The following is a 7185-nucleotide window of genomic DNA, read 5'->3' as shown; positions in this document are numbered from 1 at the left end:
GCCGGCCGGGGCATGGACCGGGATCACGTAGGGCCCCTCGGGGATCACCGCGACGGCGTTGTCGCCGTGCTTGGCCATCGCTGCTGCCACCGCGTCATCGAGCGATGGCACGATCTCCACCCCGGTGATCCGGCGCTCCTCCGGGGTGAGGCCCGTGGTGAACATCTGGATGGTGCCCAGGCGCATGGGCTTGAGCTGCATCTCGGTCTGCCACTCGTCGATCTCGGCCAGCGACTTCGCGGTGAGCGTCTGGAGGAACCGCTCAGGCCCCAGTTCCACCAGTCGGGCCTGGGCCTCCATGAACTCGGCCGAGCCGAAACCCTCGGAGCACTCGGACGCCATGATCAGCGTGCCGCCCGGCTCCAGGATGTCGATCGGCGTCACCATGCCCTTCACGGTCTGGTAATAGGTCTTGTCCAGGGGATAGCCGGCCGAGGAGGTCACGATCGTCTTGAACCGGCGCGGGACCTTGACCTGGTTGATGTCCTCGACGAACGCCACCGTCGCCAGGTGGCTCTCGATCACCTCGCCGAAATTGACGAAGGCAAGGTCACGGTCCTCGTCCAGCACGGTGTTGAGCGCATAGACCGGGCCTAGCTTGCGCACGATGTCGAGCTGCTCCTCGTGCAGCGGGTTGCCCACGAGGTTGCACTGCACCGCGAGCGGGTCCTCCATGAACCGGGCGGAATGGAAGGTGCGGATCGTGGTGTGATGCGCCACGCCCGGCGCCACCACCTTCCGCCCGCCCGACCAGCCGGCCATGAAGTGCGGCTCGACCAGGCCGGTCGCGATCTTGAGGTCCGCCTCGACCAGCCGCCGGTCGATTCGGACCGGCACCCGGCGCTTCTCGGTGAAGCCCAGGTCGACATGCATCGCGTCGTCGCGCGCGAAGTGGTTCTCGACGCGGACATTCTCCAGCACCCAGGGATCGCCCACCAGTTCGGCCAGCTCCTCGCCCTCGTTCGGCCGGTGCAGCCCGGTCGCGACCAGCACGGTGATCTTGTCCATCGGCACGCCCGCCGCGTGGATCGTCTTGATCATCGGGCGCAGGAACAGCCGGTTCGGCACCGGGCGGGTGATGTCGCAGATCAGGATGCAGGCGCTGGTCTTGCCGCTGGCCAGCTCCGACAGCGGCGGCGCACCTACCGGGTGCGCCAGCGCGTCGCGCACGGCCTGGTGCGGATCCGGCAGCTTGGGCATCGCCGCCTTGCGGATGACATGGGGCTCGGCGCCGGGCGGCAGGCGGAGGTTCAGGTGCGAGCGCCCGAACGCGATCTCGATCTTCTGAGCGGTCACCGGCACTCTCCCTGGATGCTCGTCACGTCCTTCGGCTGGCGGAGAAAGCGCAACCGCGCCCGGCACTCAAGCCCCAAGGCCCGGTAAGGCCGAAGGCCCGCCAGCTCGGGAAGCCCCGGATGTCCGCCTGGAATCGATCATGAGATGGGGAGAGATGGTGCGGTCGAGAAGACTCGAACTTCCACGCCCTTTCGGGCACAGCGCCCTCAACGCTGCGCGTCTACCAATTCCGCCACGACCGCACATCGCTGGGGAAGCCGTAACCTATCGGCTGCCGGCGCCGCGCGGTATAGTCGGTCACGACCGGGGCCGCAAGACACGGCGAGCGGCGAAAACCGGCGGGACGGCGAGGACGCGGAAAAGGAGAGGGTCTTGACGCTCGAATGGCGGGTGGCACCCGGGCTGGTAAGCTACCCCGACGCGGTGGCGACGATGGAGGAGCGGGTCCGCGGCATCCGCGAGGATGGGGCGGACGAGCTGGTCTGGCTGGTCGAGCATCCGCCGCTCTATACCGCCGGCACCTCGGCGGCACCGGACGAGCTGCTCGACCCGGCACGCTTCCCCACCTACCAGACCGGCCGCGGCGGGCGCTGGACCTATCACGGCCCTGGCCAGCGGGTCGCCTATGTGATGCTCGACCTGCAGCGGCGCGGCGTCGACCTGCGCGCCCATGTGGCACGGCTGGAAGAGTGGGCGATCACGACTCTGGCGCGGTTCGGTGTCCATGGCGAGCGGCGCGAGGGCCGGGTCGGCATCTGGGTGGCCCATCCCGATGGCCGCGAGGACAAGATCGGGGCGATCGGCGTGCGGGTGCGCCGCTGGGTCACCTATCATGGCATCGCGCTGAACGTGGCCCCCGATCTCAGCCATTTCGGCGGGATCGTACCGTGCGGGATCGCGGAGCACGGCGTCACCTCGCTGGCGGCACTGGGCATCCCGGCCAACTTCGCCGCGGTCGATCGCGCGCTAAAGGAAAGTTTCGGGCCGATCTTCGAGCCCGCCCCGGTGAAGGCAGCACCATCCGAGCAATTGATCGACGTCCGGTCTGCCACCATGTCCATGATATGAAATCCGCAGTCCTGCTCCTGCTCGCCACCGTCGTGTTGCTGCCTTCCGGTGCCGAGGCCGGCTGTGCCGATGCCGCCGCCCCGGGTGTGGAATGGCGCCGCTGCATGCTGGGCGGGGAGGACCTGCGCGGGGTCAATCTCGCCGGTGCCGATTTGCGCAGCGGGTTGTTCAACCGGGCTGATCTGAGCGGCGCCGACCTGAGGGAGGTGCGCGCGGACGGTGCAAAGTTCATCAGCGCCGAGCTCACCGGCGTCCGCATGGACGGGGCAGAGTTGCGCCGGGCCGACTTCACCAATGCCGTGCTGGACGAGGCGTCGTTGGTGGAAGCTGACCTGCGCAACGCCCGTCTCTATGATGCGAAGCTGCGCCGGGCGAACCTGACCGGCGCCATGCTGGATCGGACCGACCTGCTGCGCGCTGACCTGTCCGGTGCCACCTGGACCGATGGTGCCACCGTGTGCGCGGAAGGCTCGATCGGCCGCTGCATCGCGGGCTCGGCACCGGCTGCGGAACTCGACGACGGCAGTTGAGCAACGCCAAGGATTAGGCCTGCCGGCCGCCATTGCGCAGCCAGGCCAGCGCGTTCGCGGCCGGCATCGGCCGACCGATCAGGTAGCCCTGCGCCTCGTTGCAGCCCAGTGCCCGCAGGAACTCGAACTGCTGCCGGGTTTCCACGCCCTCGCCGACCACCCGCACCTTCAGGGTCTCGGCCAGCGCCACCACCGCCCGGGCGATCGCCGCATCGTTGGCATCGGTGGTGACGTCTGCGATGAAAGAGCGGTCGATCTTGAGCGCTCCGATCGGGAAGCGCTTGAGATAGGCCAGCGAGCTGTAGCCGGTGCCGAAATCGTCGACCGTGACCCGCACGCCCAGCTCGGCCAGCTCGCGCAGCCGGTGCACGGTCTCCTCGACATCGCGCATGATCGAGCTCTCGGTGAGCTCCAGCTCCAAAAACGGGCCGGGAAAGCCGGTATCGGCCAGGAGACGGCGGATCTTGGTCACGAAATCGCGGGCCTGGAACTGGCGGGCGGAGATGTTCACCGCGATGCGCAGGCCGTGCAGCCCGTCGGCATGCCATTCGCGCATCTGCGCCACCGCTTGGCGCAGCACCCACTCGCCGATCGGCAGTATCAGCCCGGTTTCCTCGGCAATCGGGATGAAGTCCGAGGGCGGCACGAAGCCGAGCTCCGGGCTGTTCCAGCGCAAGAGCGCCTCCACCCCGACGATGCGCTCCTCCAGGAGGTCCACTAGCGGCTGGAAGTGCAGCGACAGCTCGCCCCGCTCGGTCGCCTTGCGCAGCCGGCTTTCCAGCACCAGGCGCTGGTAAGCCTTGGCGTTCATGTCGGTCGTGTAGAACTGGTAGCTGTGCGAGGCCTGCTCCTTGGCCCGCGCCAGGGCAGTACCGGCGTTGCGCAGGAGCTGGTCCGGGTCGTCACCGTCATGGGGGAACAGGGCGATGCCGATCGAGGTGGTCACCGTCGGCTCGTCGCCATTGATCTGGAAGGGGGCCTGCAGGCCGTCCAGGATCTTCTGGGCGACCTTGCCGGCACCTTCCGCACCGTCGGTCGCGAGCGCCAGGACCAGGAACTCGTCGCTGCCGGGCCTGGCCACGGTGTCGGACCTGCGCAGCGAGTTGCCGATCCGCATGGCGACCGCGCGCAGCACCCGGTCGCCCTTGTCCAGGCCCAGGCTCTCGTTGATCAGCTTGAAGCGGTCGAGGTCAACCACCATCACCGCCAGCTCCTGGCGGTTGCGCCTGGCCCGCTCAATCGCCTGCTCCAACCGGTCCAGGAACAGGAGGCGGTTGGGCAGGCCAGTGAGCGGGTCGGTATAGGCGAGGTTGCGGATGGTGGCGTCGGTCTGCTTGCGCAGGGTCATGTCGCGCACGATCAGGACCCCGCCCGGCAGCTCGCCCGGCAGCCGCATGGCCAGGACCTCCACGGGCACCAGCTCGCCCGCGGCACGGATCGCGGCGCGCTCCTTGAACCGGCCGGGCGCTTCCGCCACGCCCTCGGGCTGCCGCTCCTGCGGCTGGAACAGGCTGGCGACGCTGCGCCCCCGCAGGGCGCTGGCCGGCAGGCCGAAGATCCGCTCGGCGGCGCGCGACGCCCGCCGCACGGTCTCGTCCTCGCCCAGCACCAGCACGCCGTCCGCGACATGTTCCAGGACTAGGCGCAGGAACGGCTCCTCCTCGGCAGCAAAGCTGGGCTGGGGCGGCTGACCGCTCCGCTCGTCCTGGCCAGCCGGCAGCGGCCGCACCACCAATAGCGCGGCTTCGGGACCCATGGGTGCGGCGAGCAGATGCCAGACCTGGCCCGAAACCGGCCAGCGAAAGCCGGTCTGGGCCCGGCGGCCCGTGACCAGCGCCTGCTCGATCCGGTCGCGCCACTGCTCAGCCAGCTCCTCACCCAACACCTCGTCGAGCGAGGCGCCATCGAGATCGGCCAGCGCCAGCGACAGAGCGTCGTCGCGGCCGGATGCCACCCAGAGCGGCTGCAGCTCGGCATCGACCAGCAGGATGGTCCCGTCCAGCAGCTCGGCCATCAGCCGCGCGTCGGCGGACGGCCCGCTGCCACGGGGCTCGCCGGTATGGTCGAGCCGCAGCGTGCCGACCGCAGCCACCACCGGCAGGCCGGTGGTGGCTGCGGTGGTGCCGCCGGCGCGCAGCGGGCGCGCCCGGTCGACCAGGCGGATCTCGCGGCCATCGGCAGTGCGCAGCCGGTAGCAGGTCTCGGTGGCGACCCCGTTCATGAGGTCCAGGTTGCGGCGGCGCAGCCGGGCGCGGTCCTTGGGCACCACCAGCCCGGAAAGCCCGCCGCGCGCCAGGAGCTCAGGCAGGGGATAGCCGGTCAGCCGCTCCACCGCGGCATCCGCCCATTCCAGCTTCAGCCCGGCGTCGACGTCGGCGCGCAACCGATATAGGCCGCCGCCCATCAGGTCGCCCAGGAGCCGTGCCGCACCGGACAGGTCCGGCTCGCCCGGCTCGCCGCGCCCGGCCGTGCGCGCCTCCAGCGTCAGCAGGGCATGGCGGCCATCGGCCAGGGGCTCGAGCTGGGCGGTGAGACTGAGGGTGCCGCTGGTCCTGGTCGGCAGGGTCAGCTCGCCCGTCCAGGCCAGGCCCGCGGCGAGCGCGCTCAGCAGTGCGGCGAAGCCGGGCTCGTCCGGTCCGCCGGCGCGCAGGCGGCGCAGGCGCGCACCGGCCAGCTCGTGGCCGGCGAGCCCGGTCAGGAGGCGCAGCGCCCGGTTGGTCCAGACGATCACCGGATGTGGCCGCCCCTCGTCCGGGCGGGTCACCAGCAGCATCGCCCGTTCGGTGCCGTCCAGCATGGCCTGCAGGTCGGCGGCCGGCCAGATCGCGGCCGGCGGATCCGCCCTCAAGCCCCGCGGCGGGCGACCGGCCTCGCTTACTTCGTCCACCCCGCATCGCTCGAGCCCCGGCGGACAGCCGTCACCAGCCCTCCAGAGGCTAGCGGCGCGTCGCCGGCGACCAAGGGCGTAACGCCTGCAACCGCCGGCAGCCAGAGGGTGGCAGGCCCGGCCGCCCGGTTCGCCACCACAGCGTGCTCAGTGTAGCGCAAGTCGGCCGGCGATCGTCCTGGGCAGATCCGCCGAGATCATGCCGGGCCCGAGTGCCGCACCGGCCTCGGCGTGCAGCCGGACCGCCGCGGCGGCCGCCTCGAACGCCGGCATGTGCTGGGCGAGCAGGCCCAGGATCGCGCCGGCCAGCACGTCGCCCGCACCGGCGGTCGCAAGCGCCGGGGCGGCGAGATCGAGAATGGCCAGGCGCCCGTCCGGTGCCGCCACGATTGTGTCGCCGCCCTTGAGGACCAGCACCACGCCGGAGAGCGCGGCAGCCTGGCGCGCCCGCTCAATCCGGGCACCGGCCAGTTCCGGGAACAGCCGATGGAACTCGCCCTCATGCGGCGTCAGCACGACATCGCCCTGGGCCGCCAGCCTGCCGGTGCAGGGTGCGATCGCGGTGAGCGCGTCGGCATCCAGCACCAGCCGCCGGCCGGACTGGAACAGCCGGTCGATCCGCGCCCGGGTGCGGTCGGTGACCCCAGCCGCCGGCCCGATCGCCACCGCATTGCGCCGCTCGTCGGCGAGCAGTTGGTCGAGCGCCGCCTCGTCCGCCACGGGCACGGTGATCAGGTCGGCACTTTCCCCGGCATAGAGCGGCAGCGCGTCCGGGTCGCAGGCGACCGACACCACCCCCGCACCGATGCGCAGGGCGGTCACCGCGGTGAGCCGGGCGGCACCGGTGGCAGAGGCGGGGCCGCCCACCACCACCGCGTGGCCGAACCGGTATTTATGGGACAGGGCGTCGCGGCGCGGCAGCAGGTGCCGCCAGAGCGAGGGCTGGTTGATCCGGACCGGGCCCGCGACCTGGTCCAGCTCACCGGCACCGATGCCGATATCCGCGACGGCGACCTCGCCGGCATGGAGGCGGCCGGGCAGCAGGACCAGCCCCGGCTTCTTGCGCACGAAGGTGACTGTGAGCGCCGCACGCAGCGCGCAGCCGCGCACCAGCCCGGTGGCACCGTCGATCCCCGACGGGATGTCGATCGCGACCACCGGCGCCCCCTGCGCCAGGACATGCGCGATCAGCAGGGCGGCAGCGCCGGTCACGTCCCGCCCAAGGCCGGCCCCGAACAGACCGTCCACCCACAGGCCCGGCCTGCGCTCCAGCGCTGCCTCGACCGGGAGCCACGGCGCCTGCCAGGCGGCGAACGCCCCGGCGGCATCACCCGTCAGCGACGCAGGGTCGACCAGGGAAACGGCCTCGACCGGCCAGCCCGCCTGCCGGAGGAGCCCTGCGAC

The 7185-nt window shown here is 71.2% G+C and carries 4 protein-coding genes, 1 tRNA gene and 1 pseudogene; 2 read left to right on the top strand and 4 right to left on the bottom strand.

Translation table 11 applies throughout. The features are described from left to right. Together EQG76_RS22480 and EQG76_RS22475 are read right to left on the bottom strand one after the other, a co-directional pair. Positions 1-1296: nickel-dependent lactate racemase family protein (locus EQG76_RS22480; RefSeq protein ID WP_159716549.1), on the bottom strand; the 1296-nt coding region annotated here is incomplete at its 3' end. Between the two features lie 155 nt (positions 1297-1451). Continuing rightward, a tRNA-Leu gene (locus tag EQG76_RS22475) sits at positions 1452-1538 on the bottom strand. Between the two features lie 76 nt (positions 1539-1614). Between EQG76_RS22475 and lipB the strand changes: the two are divergent. Both lipB and EQG76_RS22465 read left to right on the top strand, forming a co-directional pair. Next, a pseudogene (gene lipB / locus EQG76_RS22470) lies at positions 1615-2364 on the top strand (lipoyl(octanoyl) transferase LipB); the annotation flags it as partial. Continuing rightward, positions 2361-2894: a pentapeptide repeat-containing protein gene (locus tag EQG76_RS22465; RefSeq protein ID WP_159716547.1), complete on the top strand. Its 534-nt coding sequence runs from the start codon at positions 2361-2363 to the stop codon at positions 2892-2894. The pseudogene lipB and the gene EQG76_RS22465, both read left to right, overlap by 4 nt. 13 nt (positions 2895-2907) lie before the next feature. Here the strand turns inward: EQG76_RS22465 and EQG76_RS22460 are convergent, their stop codons facing one another. Both EQG76_RS22460 and EQG76_RS22455 read right to left on the bottom strand, forming a co-directional pair. Continuing rightward, positions 2908-5742, bottom strand: a complete 2835-nt coding sequence (locus tag EQG76_RS22460) for a bifunctional diguanylate cyclase/phosphodiesterase (protein WP_159716546.1) — start codon at positions 5740-5742, stop codon at positions 2908-2910. Positions 5743-5928: 186 nt separating this feature from the next. Continuing rightward, positions 5929-7185, bottom strand: a 1257-nt coding sequence (locus EQG76_RS22455) for an NAD(P)H-hydrate dehydratase (protein WP_159716545.1), incomplete at its 5' end; no start/stop codon positions are given.

This window comes from Geminicoccus flavidas, from assembly GCF_009806515.1.
In the GTDB taxonomy this organism is placed as follows: Bacteria; Pseudomonadota; Alphaproteobacteria; order Geminicoccales; family Geminicoccaceae; genus Geminicoccus; species Geminicoccus flavidus.
This window is presented reverse-complemented; position numbering and strand designations above follow the sequence as displayed.